Annotated in this window: 22 protein-coding genes; 3 read left to right on the top strand and 19 right to left on the bottom strand. The window is 35.6% G+C overall.

The window, feature by feature from the left end:
* Positions 1 to 215: 215 nt before the first annotated feature.
* Both ICI50_RS06825 and ICI50_RS06830 read left to right on the top strand, forming a co-directional pair.
* Entirely contained in the window at positions 216 to 497 is a 282-nt protein-coding gene (locus ICI50_RS06825) for a hypothetical protein (RefSeq protein WP_054640522.1), read from the top strand.
* A 61-nt stretch (positions 498 to 558) separates the two neighbouring features.
* Entirely contained in the window at positions 559 to 1023 is a 465-nt protein-coding gene (locus ICI50_RS06830; protein WP_013854363.1) for a universal stress protein, read from the top strand.
* A 59-nt stretch (positions 1024 to 1082) separates the two neighbouring features.
* Here ICI50_RS06830 and ICI50_RS06835 read toward each other — a convergent pair whose 3' ends face one another.
* From ICI50_RS06835 to ICI50_RS06870, 8 genes are all read right to left on the bottom strand, one after another.
* On the bottom strand, positions 1083 to 3956 hold the full coding sequence (locus ICI50_RS06835; protein ID WP_056941099.1) for an SEC10/PgrA surface exclusion domain-containing protein: 2874 nt from the start codon (positions 3954 to 3956) through the stop codon (positions 1083 to 1085).
* Complete coding sequence (locus ICI50_RS06840; RefSeq protein WP_162253462.1) at positions 3916 to 4074, bottom strand: hypothetical protein; 159 nt, start codon at positions 4072 to 4074, stop codon at positions 3916 to 3918. The genes ICI50_RS06835 and ICI50_RS06840 overlap by 41 nt, the downstream gene beginning before the upstream one ends.
* Positions 4075 to 4307: 233 nt before the next feature.
* A complete protein-coding gene (locus ICI50_RS06845; RefSeq protein ID WP_188892111.1) occupies positions 4308 to 5492 on the bottom strand; it encodes a zinc ribbon domain-containing protein in 1185 nt (394 codons plus the stop codon).
* Positions 5493 to 5654: 162 nt separating this feature from the next.
* Positions 5655 to 6551, bottom strand: a complete 897-nt coding sequence (locus ICI50_RS06850; RefSeq protein ID WP_056941097.1) for a hypothetical protein — start codon at positions 6549 to 6551, stop codon at positions 5655 to 5657.
* A 240-nt stretch (positions 6552 to 6791) separates the two neighbouring features.
* Positions 6792 to 8063 carry an RNA-guided endonuclease InsQ/TnpB family protein gene (locus ICI50_RS06855; RefSeq protein WP_188891389.1) on the bottom strand — a complete coding sequence of 424 codons (1272 nt, stop codon included), beginning with the start codon at positions 8061 to 8063 and terminating at the stop codon, positions 6792 to 6794.
* Between the two features lie 324 nt (positions 8064 to 8387).
* Positions 8388 to 10169: a Rib/alpha-like domain-containing protein gene (locus ICI50_RS06860; RefSeq protein ID WP_188891391.1), complete on the bottom strand. Its 1782-nt coding sequence runs from the start codon at positions 10167 to 10169 to the stop codon at positions 8388 to 8390.
* A gap of 98 nt (positions 10170 to 10267) precedes the next feature.
* Complete coding sequence (locus ICI50_RS06865) at positions 10268 to 11935, bottom strand: zinc-ribbon domain-containing protein (protein WP_095342062.1); 1668 nt, start codon at positions 11933 to 11935, stop codon at positions 10268 to 10270.
* Between the two features lie 15 nt (positions 11936 to 11950).
* A complete protein-coding gene (locus ICI50_RS06870; protein ID WP_180707412.1) occupies positions 11951 to 12904 on the bottom strand; it encodes a DUF6574 domain-containing protein in 954 nt (317 codons plus the stop codon).
* A gap of 527 nt (positions 12905 to 13431) precedes the next feature.
* On the opposite strand from ICI50_RS06870, the gene ICI50_RS06875 reads away from it, so the two are divergent.
* Positions 13432 to 14589, top strand: coding sequence for a glycoside hydrolase family 3 protein (locus tag ICI50_RS06875; protein WP_188891393.1), 1158 nt, complete (start codon positions 13432 to 13434; stop codon positions 14587 to 14589).
* A 33-nt stretch (positions 14590 to 14622) separates the two neighbouring features.
* Here ICI50_RS06875 and ICI50_RS06880 read toward each other — a convergent pair whose 3' ends face one another.
* The 11 genes from ICI50_RS06880 to ICI50_RS06930 form a co-directional block, all read right to left on the bottom strand.
* Positions 14623 to 14958: an Lreu_0056 family protein gene (locus ICI50_RS06880; protein WP_188891395.1), complete on the bottom strand. Its 336-nt coding sequence runs from the start codon at positions 14956 to 14958 to the stop codon at positions 14623 to 14625.
* A 96-nt stretch (positions 14959 to 15054) separates the two neighbouring features.
* Positions 15055 to 15594: a zinc ribbon domain-containing protein gene (locus ICI50_RS06885; RefSeq protein ID WP_188891397.1), complete on the bottom strand. Its 540-nt coding sequence runs from the start codon at positions 15592 to 15594 to the stop codon at positions 15055 to 15057.
* A 15-nt stretch (positions 15595 to 15609) separates the two neighbouring features.
* A complete protein-coding gene (locus ICI50_RS06890; RefSeq protein ID WP_188891398.1) occupies positions 15610 to 16617 on the bottom strand; it encodes an Lreu_0056 family protein in 1008 nt (335 codons plus the stop codon).
* 122 nt (positions 16618 to 16739) lie between these two features.
* A complete protein-coding gene (locus ICI50_RS06895) occupies positions 16740 to 17933 on the bottom strand; it encodes an FtsW/RodA/SpoVE family cell cycle protein (protein WP_013854376.1) in 1194 nt (397 codons plus the stop codon).
* Between the two features lie 21 nt (positions 17934 to 17954).
* On the bottom strand, positions 17955 to 18182 hold the full coding sequence (locus tag ICI50_RS06900) for a DUF2969 domain-containing protein (protein ID WP_013854377.1): 228 nt from the start codon (positions 18180 to 18182) through the stop codon (positions 17955 to 17957).
* An 8-nt stretch (positions 18183 to 18190) separates the two neighbouring features.
* On the bottom strand, positions 18191 to 18484 hold the full coding sequence (yidD, locus tag ICI50_RS06905; protein ID WP_025084080.1) for a membrane protein insertion efficiency factor YidD: 294 nt from the start codon (positions 18482 to 18484) through the stop codon (positions 18191 to 18193).
* A gap of 16 nt (positions 18485 to 18500) precedes the next feature.
* Positions 18501 to 19490 carry a rod shape-determining protein gene (gene mreB / locus ICI50_RS06910; RefSeq protein WP_054640168.1) on the bottom strand — a complete coding sequence of 330 codons (990 nt, stop codon included), beginning with the start codon at positions 19488 to 19490 and terminating at the stop codon, positions 18501 to 18503.
* Between the two features lie 86 nt (positions 19491 to 19576).
* On the bottom strand, positions 19577 to 19807 hold the full coding sequence (locus ICI50_RS06915) for a DUF1146 family protein (protein WP_025084079.1): 231 nt from the start codon (positions 19805 to 19807) through the stop codon (positions 19577 to 19579).
* Between the two features lie 62 nt (positions 19808 to 19869).
* A complete protein-coding gene (locus tag ICI50_RS06920; RefSeq protein ID WP_013854380.1) occupies positions 19870 to 20331 on the bottom strand; it encodes a F0F1 ATP synthase subunit epsilon in 462 nt (153 codons plus the stop codon).
* Between the two features lie 11 nt (positions 20332 to 20342).
* On the bottom strand, positions 20343 to 21782 hold the full coding sequence (atpD, locus tag ICI50_RS06925; protein ID WP_054640167.1) for a F0F1 ATP synthase subunit beta: 1440 nt from the start codon (positions 21780 to 21782) through the stop codon (positions 20343 to 20345).
* 22 nt (positions 21783 to 21804) lie between these two features.
* Positions 21805 to 22767: a F0F1 ATP synthase subunit gamma gene (locus tag ICI50_RS06930; RefSeq protein WP_013854382.1), complete on the bottom strand. Its 963-nt coding sequence runs from the start codon at positions 22765 to 22767 to the stop codon at positions 21805 to 21807.
* Positions 22768 to 22776: the final 9 nt, after the last annotated feature.

The following is a 22776-nucleotide window of genomic DNA, read 5'->3' on the forward strand; positions in this document are numbered from 1 at the left end:
TCAAACTATAAGACGTGGGAGTTAGCAAATAACTACCGAATCGGAATACTACCTCTGCGTAGGATCCATATTCGCTGCGATGTTAACTCAAATTTTGAACACTGCGGGTTCAACAAGCGTCATTATGCTATGTTTAGTCAACTCGGATTTTTTTAGAATATTAAGGAAGACGGTCTTAGTTGACCGTCTTTTTCTGTAATTGGAGTTTTCAATTTATGATAATTAAAATTGTAATGATCATCTTTATCCTGCTCTTGCTACTGACAGCTAGCTATATGTGGCGCCAACGTAACGGACGCTTCCTAACCTATGATGCTAGTAGCGATCCACGATTAAGCAATCTTTTAAAATGGACTGCTATTGCATTAGTAATTGAAAGCGTAATTGGCATAATTCTTTTAGCTTTAGGCAATAAATATTTAAATCTAATCACGCTAGCTCTAGCCTCTTTAACCATTCTGGCCTTTAGTTTATCAATTACCTCCAAGAAAGAATAATTATTTTCTAATAATAGGTGAAATTTTGGTAAAATAGATATTAGGAAGAGGTGTTTAGAAAATGCTTTCACAATATAAAAATATTCAAGTTTCTGTCGATGGCTCTAAGGAAGCTGACTTAGCTTTTAGTAAGGCTGTAGCCATCGCCAAGCGTAACCACGCAACTCTAGAAATTTTACATGTAATTGATACTCGTTCTTTCCAAAATGTTTCCAGTTTTGACTCAGCTATGGTTGAACAAGTTTCTAAAGATGCCGAAAAGAGAATGAAGGACTACAAGGCTCGCGCTGTTAAGGCCGGTGTTGCAGATGCTCATTACTCAATTGAATTTGGTTCACCTAAGACGATTATTGGTCATGACTTCCCTAAGAAGCATAATGTTGACTTAATTGTTGTTGGTGCTACTGGCCTGAACGCGGTTGAACGGTTATTAATCGGTAGCGTTACCGAATATGTAACTAGAACTTCTAAGTGTGACGTTTTAGTTTGTCGTGCTGAAGAAATTGCAAACGCTTTGGAACAATAATTATTTATCCAAAAAGAAAGGGATTCAAGTTTTTGATGCTTGAATCCTTTTTTGCTAGATTAATTTTCTTTTATAAAAGTTTTTACATATTTAATTGAAATCCATTGCTTTTCTGTTCCTAAGCGAATCATCTCTTGACCATCAATCCACTTAATTGCCCAGACTTTCCAGCTGGTACCTGGCTTTATAAATTTATCCGTAAAATTACCATTGGCATCTAATAATGGAATTTGATCCAGATTATTGATTAATTGAACAATTCCTAAGAATTGATGTTCATCGTTAAACTTACTTGAAAGCGATGCAACTTTTTTTACTTCATCGGCAGATACCCATACATTAGCTAAAATTCTGTAAAAATATTTTCCATTAATTTTCTTTTGATCTAAAATTTGCCAATAAGAATCAGTAAAAATTCCCACAGCGTCTTTTTGACCTTGATCATTATAAGAATCAGCTGTCCAGTTGCAATTATTATTAACAATTGGCAAATAAACTATTCTATTATCTTCTTCACCAGCATCATTTGAGGCTTTAGATTCATGATCCAATTGAGGCTTAATTACTAAAACTGGTCTTTTAACATGATCCTGTGCTGGAGCTATAACTCGTGTATTAACTTTTTTAGCTTGAGTAATTGGTTGCATCTTTATCTTTTCTTTATTTTGCTGCTTAACATTGACCATTTTATGACTATTCTGTTTAATTTCTTTTTGTTCTTCAGCTACTCTTTGCATCTTTTGCATCATTTCTACATTTTGCTTAGCATTTGACTCATCTTCTGCCACTTTTTGTAATTTACTTTGTTCCTTCTTTAAAAGATCCTTTGCTTGATCAAAAACTGCTTTTTGTTTATCAAACTGCTCCTGCAGCTTTGTTGCTTGACCCTGAACAGTCATTATTTCCTCCTGATGCTGTTCTTCTTTGTCTAAAACATTCTGAGATAATTGAACTGCCTTTTCGGCTTCATTAGTAAAACTAATTAACTTATTCTGCTTTTCGATCATTTGCTCCAAATTTTGTTTTTGATGTTGCACCTTTTTAGCTAAATTGTCTAATACTGTCTTTTGTTTCTGATATTCTGCCTTTTTTTGCTGATAATCTTGAACATACTTATCTTGAATTGCATTAAACTTTTTCAATTTATCTTTAGCTTCTGTCAGAGTACTATTATCACTTAATAATTTTTGCTTTAAATCAATTAAGTTCTTCTTACCAGTTGCTAATTCCTGTTGTTTCTTGCCTAATTTAGTTTGAAAATTAACCAAATTAGCTTTAATTTGTACAGCTTGAGCTTTAGTACTCGAATAAGAAAGTTCAGCATTCATGGCTTTATTCGTTAAATCAGATAATTGGTTTTTAAATTGATTTAACACTGCTAATTGATTGCCTTGTTTTTGCTCTAACTGAGTAATCTCATTCCTAATCTCAAGATCAGCATCTGGATCCTTAATCCAGCTGCCACCATTGTGCTTAGAAATATCAGCAACACCAGTATAAGCAGTTCCACCCCCAGTTATTGCATGTTGACCTGATGTTACATTAATAAAATGAGTAGTCACAAAATCATAATCACTTTCTTTTTGATTAGACAAACTCAAGGCATAAGTAGCAGGATCTCCTTCTAAAAAATTATTAGCGTGGTGATACTCAGGATTAGAGCCCGGATTGCACACATTGCCTAAAAGCATCCCCTTTAAATTATCATAAAGATTTCTCTTAGCATCAGTCATCGTAATCGGTTTATCCAATGGAGCAAAGAATGCATACATATCTTCAATATAATTATTATTAATTTTCAGCCCATGCTTATTTGCTTCACGCACAATTCCTTCAACATAATGTCCTTGCCTATTCGATCTACCATGATCATCATAATCTTTAGCAATATCATCTGCTAAAGACTGGGTATTCATGCCATAAGTCCATACAGGCAAATTCAGCTGTTGACGAGCATTATTAATAATCCGCATAGTGTATTCGCTCAATTGGCGTTCCTGAATGAGGGTTAAATGCTTAGGATTAACCAGTTCATTATCTTCGTCTTGATTCTCACGCTTAAATTGGTTTTGACTTTCATGATAAGCATTCTCAGATTTTTTAACAATTGCAGCCCAATTTTGGTCAGTTGACTGATCGTCCGCATCTCTTAATTCTTGCAAAGTATACGGCAAACGGACTGAATTTTGATATTGAACATTTTCATCTAATTTAATTCTTAAATTAGCTAATTTCCCTTGTTTACCATAAATTTGATCATACTCGATTTGCTGTTTAGTAACTTTGGCTTGTTGCTTATTTTTAGCTTGTTGTGCTTGTTGATTAATGCTAGCTGCTTTACTTAATTCTTGGTCTGTCTGGTTGTTTAACTTAGTTGCCGATTCTAATTTTTTATTCAAAGCAGCAATCTCTTTTTGATTAGCAGTATTCCGACTAGTAGTTACTGCAATATCTTGATTATCTTGTTCTACCGCTTTTTGAGCTGAAGCATAAGCATTAGTTAATCTTTCTTTTTGCTCATTGTCAAGCTTAAACTGGGCCTTTTGAGCTACTTGTTCAGCATTGGCAGTTATCTTTTGTTGCTTAGCTAAATCAGTTTGCTTGTTAGTATAATTTGTTTTAGCTTGTGCTACCACTTGTTTTTGATTAATTACATCTTGCCTTGCTTGAGAAGCAGTCTGCTTATTCTGCTCAACTACTTGGTTTTGATTATTAATCTTAGCTTTCGTCTGTGCCAAATTGCCTTGTTGGTTTAGTTCATTTAATTTATCACTAGTTTCACTCAAGTTTTGCTTAGTAACATTTACGTTGTTTTCAGCTACCTTGGTTTGAGTTTGAGCTGAAGTGACAAATGCCTTTTGCTGCTTATATTTTGTTTGTACTTCCTGTAATTTAATTTTCGGATTGAGCCAAATTTCGTTGTTGATCTTCACTGCTAATCGTAGCGGCAGAAACCGTATTGGGTTGTTGAACCGCAGCTAATGTAACACCCGCCCCTAAGGCTGCACCAGCAAGTACTACAGATTTAACATCGACTACTTTTTTGGTCATAATAAAAAAACCCTTCTCAAAAATCTAAGTAGCTAATGATACTTAATTTAAAGAAGAGGCTTTCTAATTTTAATTACAAAAAGACGACATCAAAACTAAGAAAGCTTCAATGTCGTTTAATTTCTTAATTAAATACGATTGAGTTTTCTCTTCCTTAAAAATTAGTATTAAGCTTTTGTTTGAACACTTTTACTGTATAACTTTTAAGAAGAAAATTCAATCTTTATTTTTAATTAATCTGCATTATCGGAATCATCGCCATTAACTATTTTGGCAAAACCATTTTTCAGATCTGCATTTTCAGTTTCCTTGACAGATACATCATCACCGTTTGTAGTCTGATCAACTAAGACAACAGGCTGATTATCATGAATACAGAACAAATATGTGATATGTAATTCATCACTATCCCCATCATAATTAAAGATAGAAACAACATGATAGTCATCGTCTTTCTTTAATTCTGGATCCCAGCCAATATTAATAACCTTATTATCATCGGTCAATTTAAAGTCTGTATCTTCAAAAATATCAGGATACTTTTGACCCGCATTCGTCTCTAGAGCGTCATCACCATTATACTCATCATAATCTTGATCCATTTTATCGCCGAAATCGTCCATAAAATCTGCTAGCTGCTTTTCTTTAGCATCATCCCAAGACAACTTATCTCGACTCTTAGTTTTTGAATTTAGCTCACTATCAGATTTTTTAGGAGTTGTTTTTTTAGTAACAACTTCAACTTTTTTGCCTAAACTTCTGACTTCATTTTTATGAGGACTATGAGCTACTTTTTTAGCTAAAGTATGGAAATATACTGGCTTTTCTGCTCCTTTTTTACTGTTAATATATGTTATTTGCGCATCGCTAGGATTATTAACGTCAGAAACCACGTATCCTAAATCTGGTGTAACAACATATACTGCTCCGCCTTGAGGTGCCTTGACATCATAGTCACCGAAATTATATTCAGGATACGAAGAAATATCTAACTCTCCCATTTGACATTTATCATAAGCTTGCGCCCAATCTGAATCATCAGGAAAGTTCATATGAGCATAAGCAATCGTAAACCCAGCAGTATCTTTAGAGGACATTTTCTTATTAGGCGTATACCCAATTCTAGCTGCAGCGTGGTCAGTTTTTTCCTTACGAGAAATAAACGGTAACGAATTATTCATATTTTCACTCTGCAAGGTGAAGAATACCACTCCTGCCGCTGTTAACATTACTACACAAGCAACAATTATCAGGCAATTGCGTCGTAGTTTACTGTTTTTAGTCTCTACATTATTTGTTTGTACTCTCTGCACATTCTCAAGCTGAGAGGTAGTAACATTAGAAACATCCGTCCCACATTTGTCACAATATTTATCATTAGTCGTTAATCTATTACCACATTTAGGACAATATTTCATTTATTGAAATCCCCTTAATTCATCAATTTCTTTAATAACGCATTTTCATGTTTCTGATATTTTTGAGTAAAACGCTGCGCATCGCTACCATTTCTAAAATATAAACCAGCTGGTCCAGTTGAACCTTCTAACAAACACTGTACACCATCTATATTAATCAAACTATATGCCATTGCAAGTTTGTAAGGCTTGAGCTGGAACACACGCAATCCCATCATTATTTTCTCGCACGGCAAAAAGCTTATTGTGATACTTTTCGCCAAATTGCTTCAAACTTTTAGTAGAATTAGGCATTTTATTCAACTTATAAATAGTTTTTCCATCAATAGCATTAACGGTAATTGGCAGTCTCTGCCCTAGCTCTTCTGTAAACAATCCCGCAGCTATCCAATTGCCTTGTAATTTAGAAGAAATGGTAACTGGCTGCAGACCATTATTCAAACTAGTTGATCGACGTGAACTAGAATTTGATTGCGTACTTGAACTACTTTGCTTAGATTGACTCTCCTGTTGCGTTGCCATTTGTGTTTCAAGATGCATTTTTTGACTAATTGCTTTTGCTACAGCCAATTTACCTTGCTTCTTGACATATTTATATATCATATGTACATTTGTGGTTTCCAATTTTTGCTGATCATTACCTAAAATAATTTTACCTTGCATTGGCGTTTGTTGATTGGTGAAAATCAAATATGCTTCTTTATTTACAATATAAAGAGCTTGATTATTTTGTGGAGTCACAGTGTAATTATCAAACTGATATTTAAGATAACGATCAACTTCAAGCTCGCCATTATTAGCAGCTTGATAAATCTCACTCCAGCTTTGATCATCGTCATATCGTAAATGAGCATAAACAATAGCTAATCCAGCAGCCTGCTTAATGGTTAAATCAGCTATTTTATCATTCTTTTTACTAATATTGGTAGCTGCTTTGTGAGTTACTACCGTTTTTTCACTGTTATTTCTTAAAAAGAACAGTGTTAAGAAAATTCCCAACAGAATTAGTACTGCTATTATTAAACTAATTAAAATTTTTCTCTGTTTCTTTACATCCATATCCAAATCCTTATTAATACTATCAAATTTATTTTACTACGATTTAAATTATGACCTGCCACCCATCAAATAGATGGGTGGTCTCTTTGTTAGAGCTTTTCTGCGAACAGCCTGACTTGTACTCTCCATTCAAAAATGTCTGCTCAAATATGCTTGAGCTTTGTGGCTTTTTAATTCCCACCAGAGCATAGCGGTCGGCCTATCTTAGCAAGGCTTGGCCCCAGCCTGTATTGTTTTCTTTTAGTTAATTGCCCTCGCCAAGATGTTCTTGGAGGCATTCACGTCCCGATCATGATCTGCCTGACAAAACGGGCAAGTCCAGCTTCTGACTGCCAGCCAGTCTCTAGTTTTCATGTGGGCAAACTGCGGATTTTTTCTGCCGCATGCCGAACAAATCCGGCTAGTGTACTGTGGCGCTACCACAATCAGCTTCTTGCCGTACCATTCGCATTTATAAGCCAGCAATCTTCTGAACGTTGCCCAAGAAGCATTGGCGATATTGTGAGCCAGCTTGTGATTGCCCAGCAGATTCTTGACTTTCAAATCTTCAATGGCAATCACATCGTAGCTTTTAACCAGTTCAGTGGTCACTTTCTGTAGGTAGTCATATCTGACGTTTATGATCTTAAGCTGGTACTTGCTTTTGGTCTTTCTCAGCTTTTGCCAGTTGGCATAGTCGTACTTGTCTATCTTATTCTCATGTTCATGATTGAATCGAGCTACTCGCTTCTCGATCGCTGTGCGATTGCGGTCGCAATGACTTTGACGCTTGATCATTTCTTTTTCCAGCTTAAAAGTATCAGGCACATTAAAGCGGCGGCCATCACTGGTTACTAACCACTCTCTCCCAAGCCCGACATCAATACCAACCATCTTGCCTGTCTTGGTAGATTTTGCACTATATTGAGCCAACTGTCGCTTGTTTTTCACCACGGAAAAGCTGATATAGTAGCGGTCTAAATCTTGTCGATAGGAAATTACGGCTTTCTGAATGCGAACATTTCTCAAATTATGCAAAGAACTGGTTCTCAGAATAATGCCATTCTTCCTGCCAATTCTTAAATGATGCGGGCTAAGCACTTTAATCTGCGCCTGAGCACCAGCTTTAGTTTGATACTTAACGTTTTTAATCGTGGCTGTTTGAGAATAATACTTACGGCTTTTAAACCTAGGCTTGCCTTGCTTGATCTGCTTTTTAGTTAAAAAGGCCCACATAGCATCGCTAAAGCGTTCGACCGTGAATTGCAAGGAGGTGCTGTTAATCCGCTTGAGCCATTCATGCTCTTTACGCATTAAAGGCAGCCAACTCTTCAAGATTCCAATCTTGGGAAACTTAAGCTGAGAATTAGCCTTATAGCGTGCCTCAAAAGTAGCTACGAATTGGTTCCAGACAAAGCGGTTGGCGCCAAACAGCTGCCAAATCCAGGCGATTTCTTCGCCTTCCGGATAAATACGATACTGTCTAGTGCCAAGCTGAATTTCTTGTTCAGCTAGCTTGGTTTTAAAAGCCATAATTTCATCTCCTTTTTTTGAAAATAATGACATTATTTGCGTATTTAATTTTACCATTGAAAGAATAAATTTAGGCAAAAAAGGAGGAGAAAGACCAAATTCATCCCCTGATCAATAGATGGGGAGGTATTCTTTGTTCTTTCTCCTAACTGTTTGTTCTTATTGCATAAAACTCACAAAAAAAGTCCCGAATAATCGGGACCAACTCAATCTTAAAATATAAAAATGTTCAAACAAAAAATACTAATTTTTAAGAAAGAGCATTATGAGGATTTACCTCACGAGTAGTATAGCAAAAAAATGACTAATATGCTAATGAAATTCTTAGCTTTTTGATTCATCTGTGAAAACTAACTTTTTTGCTAAGCTATTAATTTTTTTCATGCTATTTACTACTTCTAACATTTGATAATCATACGCACGAACAGGTTCACTTTCATTTGCATCAAAAAATGACACCAAACGTTGACTACCTTTGTCTTGGTAGCCAATACCTACGCCTTTTTCAAAAAGATAAATATAATTTTTCCCTTGGGCTGTGACAGTGGCATCCCCAAACGTATAACTATCGTAACGTCCAATATTGTAATTATTATTGCTTACTGCATCATAAATATTCTGCCAATTACTGTCTAGTTTAGAATCATCATTTCGATCAGCATAAATCAAACTTAAAGCAATTAATTGTTTAGTAGACAATGCCGCAGCCTTTTCCTTAAGTGTTTTTGGCTGCTTGGTTGTAACTTGGGATTGAGGCGAATTATTAGGATTCATCATTTGGTAGACCTCATAGCCTATTCCTGCTAAAACTATCACTCCAATAGCAGCAAAACAAGAAATTAAAATTTTCATTCCTTGTCCTGTTTTCTTCTTAAGCTGAGAAATATTTTTTTGAACTTCTGGACTAGGAGGGGTGGCAACTACCTGAACTGGTCGCGTTGGTTGACGCACCGGTCTTTCTTTATCTTCTACGTATTCTTTATAGGTAGAGACACCAATTGGGCTAAGCTGCGGCTTTTTATACCAATTCGGATGCTTAGCTTGGTCGTCGGTAATTTGCACATCAACATAGGGCCACTTTTCATCTTGATAAGTATTAGTTAAATAAACTAACAGATCATGATATTGCTTTAAATTTGCTAAAGCCGATGTATGATTAAAGATTGCCTTACTATTATGAGATCCAATATTGCCATAATTTTTAATTGAAAAGCACAAATCCATCATTCGTTTAGGCAATAAACGCAAATGAGCAATATAACCCAATTTATTATTTAAATTTGCGGAATTCCAATTTTCACCCGGATTAATCTGATTAAGATTCAATAACTGATCGGTAAATGACTCTAGGCCCTTTCTAATAGTATTAGCCATTTGACTATAGAAGCCATGTTCATATAATTCTACAGCCTGTTTGACATTTTTAGATAAAGCATCACCTACAACAATATTATTTTTTAAGAAATCAAAATTGAAGTCTTTCAGAGTCAAGTTTTTTATTCCGGAAGCATTTTGCTCAGAAGGATGAGGATCGGCTGGCGTTAAATGTGGCACTACATTAGATACATCTTTTTTTGACTGCTCTGGTGACTGAGAATGCGAAATCAAATAATGTACCTTACGTTCCTTAAATGAGCCATCAGGAAAAATTACTTTAATTTTGGCATTTGTATATTTATTTTGACTGGTATCAGGCGGATAAACCCATTCATACTTTGTATTACCTGGAAAATCCTTACTATTCTTAAAGACTTTGTGCATTCCTTTAGAGCCAGGAATAGAACTGCCATGTTCCAATACTAAACCATTTTTTACACTTAAATTATACTTATCAGCATCTTTTTGACCAGTAGTCTCATCATTCTGTGATAAAACAGTTCCATAATTAGTATCGTTCTTTAAAAGCCATGATTTTTGATCACCAACACGATAAAAAGTTTTATCATTAATCTGCTTAACTTCAAATACTGTTAAAGATTCTCCATTTCTTTTAGTTTGCTTCTGCTTAATACCACTAGCATCATACAGATACGCATCTTTTCGATCTGAAGTTACTACTTTTATCGTTGAACCAAAACTCGGTTCTTGATTATGATCATTATTCATGACTATTTCTCCTCGTATCACTTATACCATAAATTATAGCAGAAAAAATACTGTTAAATCGGAATTGACTTAACAGTATTCTTGATATTCAATCAATACTAATTATCTTCATCATGAGAGCTAATCAGCTTACCATCACCAATAGTTTTAATGATATACTTATCGCCATCTTTTTGTAAAACGGCACCCGTGTATTCTACAATTTCTTTCTTAGTATGATCATCATATTCAAAGGTATAGGTTACTCTGTAGTTAACTTTGCTTTGATTGCTCTTAGCTGGATAAACTGATTCAACTGATGCTTCTGTATCATAGCTATCCATACTATCATCCTTATCCCAACGATCATTTTGTTGTTTAATCTGACCATACCACTTATTATCAGAACCATTAACAAATGCATCATCATCAGGATCATGGAAGTTATCATCTAAAAGACTTTCTGCATCATCTTTAGCAATGAGACCTTTCCATTTTGGCTGTACAACATAACTACCATTTTGTTGAGTAACATCTGCACTACCGTCATCGCTAGCATCATCAGTATAGTCATCGTCGTCATCACTTTCATCGGTAAAGTCACCAAATGAATCTGCCATGTCAGTAACTGGTTCGGACTTAACGCCATTGTAAAGTACATACAATTCCATATTACGAGTAATAGGATATGACTTAAATGTTATTTCACCGTCTTTATCCAAAGTACCAACTTTTTTATCATTAATATAGACTTCACCATTTGGTACGCTCTTTACACTGAAAGTTTGAGTCTTAATGTCCATATTTAAAGTCTTATTAGCCCAAATATTAGTAGTAGAGGTAGCAGTTAAGGTTCTACCAGCAACTTGTGATTTAACAGTAAAATGGTATTTACCGGGAAATACTAATTGCAATTTCTTAGCATACTTTCCATCATCGCTGCTCAACTTACCAATATTTTTACCATTCATAGAAACTTCAGAATTACCATGATTAGTTTCTACTTGTGGTTGGAAAGTTTTTACTTGTAACTGATACTTAGGGAAGATCAACAAATAATGTCCATTCTTAACCAAAGAAATTTGATCATTAGGATCGATATCTTCCTTAAGTTTCTGCGCCATTTTAGTAACAGCCGTTTGATGATCTTTATAATAATTTTGCAAAGGTCTAACCGTATCATCAGTTACCTTCATTGAAGGCGTATCAGCAGTAATATATTGAGCCATGCCTTTATTAGGATCTCTTAAGCTCGAAGTAATCCACTCGATCTGATTATTCTTGCTGTAATGTTGCGTACCCCATGCATAAAATGCGATGAATGCTACTACTAAAACTCCTAATAATGACAATAAAACCTTAGTAAGAGGCTTCATTGGCTTACGTACTTTTTGTGTCACTTGCGGTGTAGCTACTTGTTGACGAGTTGCCTGAGGTTGAGACTTAGGCATTTGTTTGGTAACTAAATTATACCCACAGTTATTACAAAAAGTTGCTCCCTGCTTTAATGGATGTCCACAGTTGGGACAAAAGATCTGCACTTTAGGATGAGATGTTGAACTCTTAGGCTTTTCAGCTGAAGCGCCATTCTTCTCAATTGGTTCTGCCTTTTTATCAGAAACTGGTTTATCTTTTTTCTTTTCGTCAGAATGAACTGAATCCTTCTTTTGGCTCTCTTGTTTCTTCTGAGGCTGTTTATTAAACCTGTACCCACAGTTGAGACAAAACGCAGCGGCTTCTTTTAATTCGGTGCCACAATTTGGACAAAAATGTTTTTTATTTTCCATTTTTACACCTAATCATTACAACCCTGGAATAGAGGATCCAATTTGTCCCATAACAGTTCCACCAATAATTAAGAATAAAATTAATCCAGTGATAAACTGCAATGCAATAAACAAAACGTAACCATAGAATTTGTCATGAACAGGATTTTGATGACCTAAGACAACGACAGTTAATGCCATTGAGAAGAAAAGGATAGATAACCATAGCATTACTGCTGAAAAAGCAACACCTGCTGGACCCATTAGCAACATAAAAACAAAATAAACTACAATAAAAATAGCTGACAAATTACTTGTTTGAACAACATGATTTGTTAAGTCTAAGAAGTCCCTACTCTTGCCATAAATCACCTTATAAGCAAGATAAGCTGCTAAAATCCATGCCGCTTCAGTTAAGGCAAGAAAGAATGCAACTTCAATTGCAGTACCAAAAGTAAAGCCAGCTGAGGAATTCATAATATTAGTACCACCAAGCATTGAATCAGCAGCACCTGCAGCTCTTTGTTCTCCAATAAATAAACCTAATCCTATTAATAGATCTTCGACAATTAACGTAATCCAACCATACCATCTTTCACTTTGTTGATCGGAAAATGGATGTTTCCAGGAATTTACGAACCATTGCCACATATTATGTGCATCAAAGTTCTGTACAGCCTGAGTAAATTGACGCCCTACTTGAGATTGCGGACGCGGCTGTTGATAATTACTTTGCTGACTTGAAGTATTTTCTTGAGTACTTTGAACCGAGCGAGAATTTACTGTAGCTCTACCTTCGCGATTATTATTTGATGAGTCTTTTGGCTCAGAAGTTTCTTTTCTGTTACCAACCCGAGTCATTTTAGGCTCACTTGCTTGTACACTATGTTCTTCTGAATCTAATGGTACATTTCTAAGATCTGCACCACAATTAGTACAAAAATTAACACTTGGTTCCATTTTAGAACCACAATTTGGACATGTCTTCATCTTAAATTCCTCCATGTATCTATGTCTAAACACTATTCTATTCTAAGCTAAAAACCTTTATAAAAAAACAATATATTTAAAGTTTTTCTAAAAAGATTTAAATTTTGTAAAATTTTACCACTACCCACTTCATTATTTAATGTACAAACAATGAAATTTTGTCTGTTTTTCCAAAGCATCTTCAACCTGGGTTAAAACAAGTATCCAAATAAACTTCATTTGTTCCAATTTACGCATCAAAAAACTCCCTTCTATACACATTAGAAAGCCAAATGCAAACAGATAGAGAGTCATTAATCTATTTTAAGACATAGAAAAAACACTGAAAGAAGAAAACTTCAGTGCTCACCTAATAATCATTAAAAGCGTAGGTTGAGTTTTCTCTAACTTAAAAATTAGTATTTAGCTTTTGTTTGAACACTTTTATCCTAGTCCTTAAGTTTCAAAAAAGCAATATATTTTTAAATTTCATTTCACTAAAAACCGACATGCGATAAACTAAAGATTGTAATACGAGGAAGGAACAAATGAAAAAGAAAACATTATTTTTTATTACATTAGCAAGTGCAATATTATTAGTTACTGGATGTAGTCATGAGGCCAAAAAGGTGTCTAAGTCTTCTAATAAAACCAGTCAAGTGGCTAAGCCAAAGAAGAAAACTAAAAAAACAGATCGAATTAAACAGATTATGAGTAAAATGACGCTAGATGAAAAAATCGGTCAATTATATTTTGCTCATAGTACTGGCAATTTTTCGCAGATGAAGCGCGATGTTAATAAGTATCATTTAGGCGGCACAACGCTTTTCGCACCTGATTTTAAAAATAGATCAAAGGTGCAATTTACCCAGGAAATGAGAGAATACCAATCATCGAGTAATCACGGCTTGTTAATTGCAACTGATCAAGAAGGCGGTACGGTCACCCGAATTGACAGCAATCCTAAGATTTCTTCTAGAAAGTATCCTAGCCCACAAGAAGTTTACAACTCACATGGTCTACAAGGAATTCAAAAAGAAAACAGTAAAGTGGCGCATATTCTCCACCAAAACGGAATTAACATGAACTTCGCACCTGTGGCTGACGTTGCCAAGAATAAAAATAGCTTTATCTACAATCGAACTTTAGGTCAAAATTATGAGATAACTGCTAAATATATTCCTGTTGCAGTAAAGGCGATCCAGAGTCAAAAAGTAGCTAGTTGTTTGAAACATTTCCCAGGTTATGGTGATGCAGGTGATACTCATACCGGTTTTGCTCAAATCAACAAGCCTTGGACTAACTACGAAAATGAAGATTTGTTACCGTTTAAAGCTGGCATTAAAGCAGGAGCAGATGGAATTATGGTCTCACATATCGTAATTAAGAATCTTGATTCCAATTTACCAGCATCCCTCTCCCCAGCCGTACATAAATTGCTACGCTACAAGTTAAAATACAATGGTTTAATCATTACCGATGATCTACAAATGGGGGCTATTACTGATTATGCCAAAGAACATCATACTAATGCTGATCTTTTAGCACTAAAGGCTGGTAATGATATGTTACTTGGTGGCAATTATCAAACAGGTATTTCCATCATTAAACGTGCAGTTCAGAATGGATCGATCAGTAAAAAGCAAATTGATCGCTCTGTTAGAAGGGTTCTATTGTTGAAAGAAAAATTAGGTATTTTAAAATAAAGAAAGATAGGAGTTCTACTCCTATCTTTTCTTTTATCTTATTGATTTATCTGGTGTTAACTTGCTTGCTAATTTGTCGACGTATTCTTTTTGCTCATTAGTTTGATAATATTCCTCTAATAAGTCTTGAAGTTGTATTCGTATCTTCTTTGTTGGCGCATCCGCTTCATCTGCAGCCTTATCTAAATCAAGATATTTAACAGTTACCATATCTCCATCTATTTTAAATTCAGTCGCACTACCACCATCAGCACCTAATTGTAAGCGATAATATTCACCACCATTATATAAATCCGTTGAATGATCTTTTAAGTTCAAATCTATACTTTCTTCAAGATCATTGCTTTTTGCATGACTAAGCGCTGCCATAATAGCTAACTTTCGTACAGGAACTGCTGGTACTTGCCTTATACGATTTATCTTGTTTAGTTGCTTTAGATTATTCTTTTTGATTTCATTATATGCTTAAATTGTATTCACTTGACCCAAAGTTCTCTTGCCGTCTGAAAGTACCAATTTAGAGTCACTATTCTTCTTATTTTTATCAGTAGTAAAAACTACTCGATTATTGATCACATAAATATAGCTATTTCCCTTAGCTGTTATAGTAGCTCCATTTATATCAATTTGTTTGGTACGCTGAACCACCATGTTGCCTTTAAGTGCTTCATTGTAAGTTTTATCCCAAGCTAGATTCTTATAATGATTATGCGCATAGACTATACTTAATCCTGCTAAATCTTTTTTAGGCATTTTATTAACTGCAGCAATATTTTGTTGTTTATTATGATAAATGTAAAAGCCTACTGCCCCAGCACCAACTATAAATAATAGGAGAAATAAAATAATGATTCCGCTTTTTTTAATACCTTGACGCGACTTGAGCTTAACATCACTATCACCAGAATTAATACTTAACTCATTCTCTAGCCTTTGCCCACAATAAGGACAAAATTTGGAATTTGGCTCAAGTGGCTTACCACAATTAGGGCAAAAATTATCCATTTTGTTTTAACTTTCTTATTTATTAGATGCTGCCTTAAGCTTGGCATCATATTGTTGTTGCGTTAGTAATCTATTAGCTAAATTATCAACTTCGGCTTTTTCATCATCAGTTGAATAATACTTTTCTACCAATTTCGTTAACGGAATACGCTTAGTGATCATTGGCGAATTTCCTACACTTTGACCCGTCAGATCATTATGCTTAGTTATTAAAATATCTCCTTCTCGTTTGAATTCTACAATAGTTGTTGGATCACCATGTCCATCTATATAATATGCTGTCTTTTTGGAATTATATCCTACACACATTGTCCCCGTTAAATTTGTTGGATCTAATTTATTACTCTTTTTAATACAATCTCTTACCCATTCTTTATCCCCACGGGCAAAACCGGCAAAAATTGCTAATTGCTTAATTGAAAATTGAGGGATCTTACTTTTGGTTGCTGATGAACTCTTTTCATTATCAGTTACATGACTACCTTGTGAGATATTCTTAATCATTGCCTTAATCTTATCAGCATATGCACCGAATTTTTCTTTCAACTCAGACTTGGCATTAATCGTTTCACCATCATTAGTAACCTTGACGTCATCTTTTTCAACTTCAACATCAACACTGCCGAACTTATTAGTCAAAGTATATGTATTACTTGAATTTCGCTTAGCACTCAAATCACCATTATTCAGATCTTCACTAATATCATCAACTAATTCAGCATTATTTTTTATATGGCGACTTTGAACGTAATTATCATGGGCATAAGCCATATATCCCATCAGCATCCATTCATCGATTGAATACTGATCATTATTTTCAGTAGTCTTTTGAATATTGGGCTGACTATTTTGATTATTTCGGCTTCTTGTATTTCTCTTATTTTTCTTGATCGTTAATCCCATTGCACTTTGATGTGAACCCTGTTTCACTGTAGCTTTTTGATTTCTATTAAAAATCAGAAAAACACAACCCACAATCACGACGATTCCAATGACTATACCTATAATCGCTTTCTTTTTCATATTATCCTCCATCAAATTCTACAATAATTCCATTCTACACCCAATTTAAAAAGTAAAATAAAAAAGTATCAAACAATGCTATGTTTAAATACTTTTTATTATATTCAATTTTATATTCAATTTTAAAAATCGCCAGCCGTACTAAACATGTAGTCACGGTTATGAAACTTCATGGATAAGATTAATCCAATACCGATCATATTCCCTAATAATGCAGAACCACCTTGGGAAACAAACGGTAAAGGAATACCGGTTAGTGGCAATAAATCAATGTTCATCCCAATATTTTCAAAAACATGGAATAAAATCATCATAATTACGCCAGTAGAAATATATGAATAAAAAATATTTCTAGTATCAAATGAGATCTTGACCATTTGAATAATTAAGTACAAATAAACCAAAATCAAGGCTACACAACCGACAAAACCAAAATTCTCACCAATTACTGAGAAAACCATGTCTGAACCACGAACGGGTACATAAACACTGGCCTTGCCAAAGCCATTACCAAAAATCTGACCAGAGCCAATGGCCTTCATACTCTGCCATAATTGATAGGCACCGGATGAAGTATCTCCAGATGGGTCAAGCCAAGACTTAATTCTCTCAAACTGATAGGCTTGGAAAAAGTGTCCTAAGAAAGCTTGTCCACCGGGCGTTACTACTAACAAAATAACAGCAACTGCACCTACAATAACAATACCGTACAACGGAATAATAATTTTCCACGAGATGCCCGATACTAAAACTACGCCACCAACGATAGCAATGAAAACTAGCATAGTACCGAAATCATTTTGCAATTTTAGCAAAACTGCAACTGGAGCTAGCCAAGCAATGATCTTACCTAGCAATAACCAATCAGTTTTAATGGTATGACCGTACTTGTCATTATGGTCTTTAACTACACGCGCCAACATTAAGATGAAGGCAGGTTTCATTAATTCTGATGGCTGAAAGGTAACTGGTCCTAATTTAAACCAACTCTTAGCACCAGTATCAGCTGCTACACTACGATTATATAAGAATAAAACCGCAATCAGTAAAAATATCCCAATACCAAAAAATATGGGTGCAATCTTAAATAGCTGTTCAGCATCAAATTGCATCACTACGATGACAATTACAGCTGAAATTAGATACCAGACTCCCTGCATTAGTACTGCTCTAACTGGCGAACCAATATGATTTGGATCTCCCAAAGCAGCTACATAAATACAATACAGGCTGATCAGAGCCAGGATAACCACAGGAATAATGATATTCCAGGCCAATCGGTCCATCAGACTTGTTTTATTTTCAACTTTTGCCATTAAATAATCACTACTTAAATATTACTTTTCATGTAATGTGAAGTATGAAAGCAAATCATTAATACTACTTTCAAGACTATTAGCAAATAAAACATTGCTAGTCTTAGAAGTGGTAGCACGATAACGACCTTCACCTTTTTCAATTAAACCAATGGACTTCTTGTTAGGAATAACAACTTCCCAAGTTGGCAAACTCTTACCTTTAAGTTCATTAACTTCAATATCAATATTTTCTAACTTTTTAGACATAAATCCTCCTACTTGCTTTCCGGATGAAACTTTGAAGCAATAATCTCGTCTTCATATCTCTCCGGATGTGGATTTCGAAAAATAGTAAAATTATCAGGAACTGGGTCCACCCCACCTCGAATAAATGGGTTACATCTTAGTATACGACAAATCCCCATAATTAACCCTAAAATTGGACCATGTTTTTTTAAGGCATCGATCATGTAATTAGAGCATGTAGGATAATACCTGCAACTAGGTGGAAAAAGAGGTGAAATCAGCGTTTGATAGATTTTTACAATAAAAATCAAAATTTTACGCAAGTATTTTTCTCCTTACTTAGTGTCGTTGATGTTTTTCAATATTCTTAAGCAACGTACCAGTACCTAAAGCAACAGCTTCCAAAGGATGATCAGCTGTTAATACTGGAACCTGCAAATAATAGGAAATCAACTTATCAATATTCTTAAGCAGTGCTCCACCACCCGTTAACATAATACCACGATCAATGATATCAGCTGAAAGCTCAGGTGGGGTAGTCTCTAAGACCTCCTTGGCAGCAGCAATGATTGACATTAAACCACTGTGCAAGGCTGACTGAATCTCAGGTGCGGTAACTGTCGTCTGTTTAGGCAAACCATCAACTACATCACGACCGCGAACTGTAATCTCTTGATTCTCATCAGGCTCAAACGCACTACCAATTTCAATTTTAATTTGTTCAGCAGTTCTTGAACCAATCAGTAGATTATGCTTATTCTTGATGTAACTAATTACGGCTTGGTTCATCCGATCACCGGCATAACGCAGTGAACGTGAAGTAACAATCTCGCCCATTGATAAAACTGCAACATCGGTCGTACCACCACCGATATCAATTACCATATTGCCTTGCGGCTTAAAAATATCTAGGCCTGCACCAACTGCAGCTACCTTAGGTTCAAAATCAAGATAAACCTTGCCGCCCCCTGATTTTTCAGCGGCCTGAATAATTGCCTTTTGCTCAATCGACGTAACTCCAGTAGGAGCACAAATCAGAATATTAGGCTTAGACATAAAGCCTTTAACGTTTAATTTTTCAATAAAGTATGACAGCATTTCCTCGGTAATATCAAAATCTGCAATTACTCCATTCTTCAATGGACGAATCACCCGAATATTACCTGGAGTTCTACCAACCATCTCATAGGCTTCTGAACCAACTGCAACTACCTTGTTAGTATTAGTATTTACAGCAACAACAGAAGGTTCATTTAATACAATACCTTTACCAGAGACATTGATTAGTACATTAGCTGTTCCTAAATCAATTCCTATATCTCGTGCCACAACAATAGCCCTCCATAATTATTCATGGTCCATTTTACCATAAATAACCTTGAGTTTCCTTTACTGATCTTGTTTTAAAACAATCTTTAAAACAAATTACTTAATTGCATTGAAGTATCGATAAAAGTAATCACAAAATTACCAACCAAAAATCCTAATGCAATAGCTAAGAATAAATACAGTAATTGTGTCTCAAAAACATGTCCTTTACGAATAATTTTTTCTAATTGAACAGCCTTCATTGCCTGAAATGAAAAACCAATAGCAATTAGATAAATAATAATACTAATAATAGCGTGAACGCCTAATTGAAACATATCTTTTCCTTGTTAAATTAAAAAAAGACGGATGCAGATTTTGCATCCGTCTTCTCATTATGTTAGTGTCCTCTAGTGTTGTAAACACTGATTCTGTTAAGTGCCCGTCTTAAAGCAACTGCAGCACGTTTCTCAGTACGTTCATCATGTTTTTCACGTGCTTCTTTCAAACGTTTTTCGGCTCTTTCCTTAGCGGCTTGAGCACGAGAAACATCAATATTTCTAGCACGTTCCGCACTATCAGCGATAATCGTAGCTACGTTATCCGAGAACTCAATATAACCGCCACTAATAGCGATATGATCAATTCTTGAATTCATCTCACGACTACGCTTAACCTTCACTTCACTAATGACAAGAGGCGTTAATAACGGTACGTGATTGTACAAAATTGAACGCTCACCATCAATAGCACGGACATCAACGATGCTTCCACGGTGGGAATAAATCATTCCGTTTGGAGTTACAACATCTACTTTAAAAAGTTTCTCTGGATCTGCAAAAAGTTTCTCTGGATCTGCCATTTGACATCACCCTACTTTTCTAGCAATGCTTTTGCTTCTGGATCACTTGGAGTGACTCCCATCTTTTGTGCTTTTTGCAAAACATCTTCAATAGGACCAACGCCACGGAATGCATCTTCTGGTAAATCATCAAGGTGTCCATCCAAAATAAGTTTGAAGCCCTTGATAGTTTCTTTAATTGGTACATATGAACCTGGCACGCCAGTAAATTGTTCTGCAACGAAGAAGTTTTGTGATAAGAAGAATTGAACTTTACGTGCACGAGCAACAATCAATTTTTCTTCATCTGACAATTCATCCATACCCAAAACAGAAATAATATCCTGTAATTCGTGGTAACGTTGCAATACATGCTGTACCCGAGTAGCAACTTCATAGTGTTCCCTACCAACAACTTCTGGGTCAAGAGCACTTGATGAAGATTCTAGTGGATCAACGGCTGGATAAATACCTTGTTCAACTAAGCTACGTTCCAAGTTGGTAGTAGCATCCAAGTGTGCGAATGTTGTAGCTGGAGCTGGGTCAGTATAGTCATCGGCAGGAACATAAACAGCTTGAATTGAAGTAATTGAACCCTTCTTAGTAGAAGTAATTCTTTCCTCCAATTGACCCATTTCTGTTGCCAAAGTTGGCTGATAACCAACGGCACTAGGCATACGACCAAGCAAAGCGGAAACTTCTGAACCAGCCTGAGTAAACCGGAAGATATTGTCGATAAAGAGCAAAACGTCTTGACCTTCAACATCTCTAAAGTATTCAGCAAGCGTCAATCCAGTTAAAGCAACACGCATTCTGGCACCAGGCGGCTCGTTCATCTGACCAAATACCATGGCCGTCTTACTTAAAACGCCTGAAGCTTTCATTTCAAAGTAAAGGTCATTACCTTCACGGGTTCTTTCACCAACACCAGTAAATACGGAAATACCACCGTGTTCTTGAGCGATGTTATGAATTAATTCCTGAATGATAGTAGTCTTACCAACACCGGCACCACCGAACAAACCAACTTTACCACCACGTACGTATGGTTCAAGCAAGTCAATAACTTTAATACCTGTTTCAAGAATCTCACGACTGGTAGTTAAGTCTGCGTACTTAGGTGCATCTTTATGAATACCTTCACGTGGATGGTCTTTAGGAAATTCTGGACCACCATCGATCGGTTGACCTAATACGTTAAATACACGTCCTAAAGTGTCTTCACCAACAGGAACTGAAATTGGGCCGCCAGTGTCTTCGACCTTCATTCCACGACGAAGACCATCGGTAGATTCCATGGCAATCGTTCTTAAGACACCATCACCAAGCTCAAGCGTAACTTCAAGGACAATGCTATCATCCTTGGATTTGATTACACGCAAAGCATTGTTAATATCAGGTAAACTCTTATCAATTGGGAATTTTACATCGACAACTGGTCCGATTACTTGAACGATTTCACCTTCACTCAAAACATCTACCTCCTTTTCTTTTTTACTCTAAGGCATTAGCACCACTGATAATTTCAGTAATTTCAGTAGTAATTTGTGCCTGTCTAGCACGATTCATTTTTGTAGTTAAATTTGAGACCAAATCATTTGCATTATCAGTCGCACTCTGCATTGCTGTCATTGAACTAGCATGTTCAGCAGTCTTGGCATCCAAGATGGCACCATAAATAGTTGAACGTGCATATTGTGGCAGCAACTTCATCAATACACTGTTAGCATCTGGTTCGATATCATATTCTAATTCTTTATGAGCTTCAGCTTCTTTAACGCCAATGTCTAAATCGACGATTGGCAACATCTTTTCAACACGAAAAGCAGATGATAATGAGTTAACGTGGTGAGTATAACATACGTAAAGTTGGTCATAAACACCATTTAAAAACATCTTAATCGCGGTTGAAACGATTGGTAAAGATTCATCGAAAGTTGGTACATCAGAAACTCCATCCTTTTCGTAAACAACATTAATGTTGTTCTTCTTAAAGAATTGAGCACCTACTGAACCAACAGCAAGAACTTTGATCTCGTGTCCTTGAGCACGTTCGTCCTCAAAGATACTCATCATATTCTTGATTACATTACTGTTATAAGAACCTACAAGACCACGATCCCCACTGATTACTAAGAAACCAGTAGTTTTAATATCCTTGCGAGGCTGAATCATATCAGCTGTAATTCCCAAGCCAAAAACATCAGTATAATCGATTTTGGCAATGTTGTTTTTATCGATCGCAATATCTTGTTCACGTAAACTATCAACAACTTGAGAACTAATCAAACGAGAAATAGTCTGACGAATATGATCATTATATACTGTATAACCTTTATCATGACCTTCTGTTTGATTCAACTTTGATGCCGAAACCATGTGCATGGCTTCGGTGATCTTACCAGTTTGTTTAACTGAAGCAATTTTTTTCTTTAACTCAAGTAAAGATGCAGGCATATATTCTAC

It is taken from the genome of Lactobacillus kefiranofaciens, assembly GCF_014656585.1.
In the GTDB taxonomy this organism is placed as follows: Bacteria; Bacillota; Bacilli; order Lactobacillales; family Lactobacillaceae; genus Lactobacillus; species Lactobacillus kefiranofaciens.

Bases quoted from the DNA above. Each gene is read 5' to 3' on its own strand.
- ICI50_RS06825 (WP_054640522.1), top strand. From the start codon at position 216: ATGATAATTAAAATTGTAATGATCATCTTTATCCTGCTCTTGCTACTG.
- ICI50_RS06830 (WP_013854363.1), top strand. From the start codon at position 559: ATGCTTTCACAATATAAAAATATTCAAGTTTCTGTCGATGGCTCTAAG.
- ICI50_RS06840 (WP_162253462.1), bottom strand. From the start codon at position 4,074: ATGACCAAAAAAGTAGTCGATGTTAAATCTGTAGTACTTGCTGGTGCA.
- ICI50_RS06845 (WP_188892111.1), bottom strand. From the start codon at position 5,492: ATGAAATATTGTCCTAAATGTGGTAATAGATTAACGACTAATGATAAA.
- ICI50_RS06850 (WP_056941097.1), bottom strand. From the start codon at position 6,551: ATGGATGTAAAGAAACAGAGAAAAATTTTAATTAGTTTAATAATAGCA.
- ICI50_RS06855 (WP_188891389.1), bottom strand. From the start codon at position 8,063: ATGGCTTTTAAAACCAAGCTAGCTGAACAAGAAATTCAGCTTGGCACT.
- ICI50_RS06860 (WP_188891391.1), bottom strand. From the start codon at position 10,169: ATGAATAATGATCATAATCAAGAACCGAGTTTTGGTTCAACGATAAAA.
- ICI50_RS06865 (WP_095342062.1), bottom strand. From the start codon at position 11,935: ATGGAAAATAAAAAACATTTTTGTCCAAATTGTGGCACCGAATTAAAA.
- ICI50_RS06870 (WP_180707412.1), bottom strand. From the start codon at position 12,904: ATGAAGACATGTCCAAATTGTGGTTCTAAAATGGAACCAAGTGTTAAT.
- ICI50_RS06875 (WP_188891393.1), top strand. From the start codon at position 13,432: ATGAAAAAGAAAACATTATTTTTTATTACATTAGCAAGTGCAATATTA.
- ICI50_RS06880 (WP_188891395.1), bottom strand. From the start codon at position 14,958: ATGGCAGCGCTTAGTCATGCAAAAAGCAATGATCTTGAAGAAAGTATA.
- ICI50_RS06885 (WP_188891397.1), bottom strand. From the start codon at position 15,594: ATGGATAATTTTTGCCCTAATTGTGGTAAGCCACTTGAGCCAAATTCC.
- ICI50_RS06890 (WP_188891398.1), bottom strand. From the start codon at position 16,617: ATGAAAAAGAAAGCGATTATAGGTATAGTCATTGGAATCGTCGTGATT.
- ICI50_RS06895 (WP_013854376.1), bottom strand. From the start codon at position 17,933: ATGGCAAAAGTTGAAAATAAAACAAGTCTGATGGACCGATTGGCCTGG.
- ICI50_RS06900 (WP_013854377.1), bottom strand. From the start codon at position 18,182: ATGTCTAAAAAGTTAGAAAATATTGATATTGAAGTTAATGAACTTAAA.
- ICI50_RS06915 (WP_025084079.1), bottom strand. From the start codon at position 19,807: ATGTTTCAATTAGGCGTTCACGCTATTATTAGTATTATTATTTATCTA.
- ICI50_RS06920 (WP_013854380.1), bottom strand. From the start codon at position 20,331: ATGGCAGATCCAGAGAAACTTTTTGCAGATCCAGAGAAACTTTTTAAA.
- ICI50_RS06930 (WP_013854382.1), bottom strand. From the start codon at position 22,767: ATGCCTGCATCTTTACTTGAGTTAAAGAAAAAAATTGCTTCAGTTAAA.